Source organism: Streptomyces olivaceoviridis, assembly GCF_014650115.1.
Taxonomy (GTDB): Bacteria; Actinomycetota; Actinomycetes; order Streptomycetales; family Streptomycetaceae; genus Streptomyces; species Streptomyces olivaceoviridis.
The window spans coordinates 1-575 of the sequence record NZ_BMUI01000131.1 but is presented as its reverse complement, the minus strand read 5'-3'; the positions used below and the strand labels follow the sequence as shown (position 1 = coordinate 575).

At 52.3% G+C, this 575-nt stretch carries 1 protein-coding gene; it reads left to right on the top strand.

From position 1 onward, the window contains the following. Positions 1–134 precede the first annotated feature (134 nt). The coding region (locus IE273_RS45610) for a hypothetical protein (RefSeq protein WP_229888152.1) at positions 135–575 on the top strand (441 nt) is incomplete at its 3' end.

Below are 575 nucleotides of genomic sequence, written 5' to 3'. Positions count from 1 at the left end.
CTTATCCACTTCAACCTTTCGAGAGTCGACAAATCCATTCCTTTGGGCATCGATATCAATCCATTCTTTTTAATCAATCAACCAGCGTTTACTTTCGAATTTCTTCACAGTCACCAGCAGCTATCAACCCCAAGATGCGTGTCACCTGCTTTTTCGTGTCTGTTGCTATCATGCTTGTAGCTGAGCAAACCAGTGCCGTCCCGATCGGAGGTCTTCCTAAGCTTCCTGTCCTCGGCAACGAAGGCCGCCTTGTCAGCAGTGTCGCCAACACTTTGGAGCCGGTCCCCCTTATTGGAGATCTTACCCACAATGTTCTCCAAGACCAGAGCTCCGGCGACCTGCTTTCCAGCACCAAGTTGGCTGGTGAGAAGGGCTTAATTCACGACGACGGTGTCTTGGGTGACCTCACCCGCTCTCTTCAGCGCCGAGTCCTCTCGGACACTAAACTGATTGGCGAGGGTGGATTAATCGATCTTGAGGGCACCTTAGACGAGGTCACTCGCTCCCTTGAGCGCCGGGTCCTCTCGGACACTAAGTTGATTGGCGAGGGTGGACTAATTGACCTTGAGGGCACT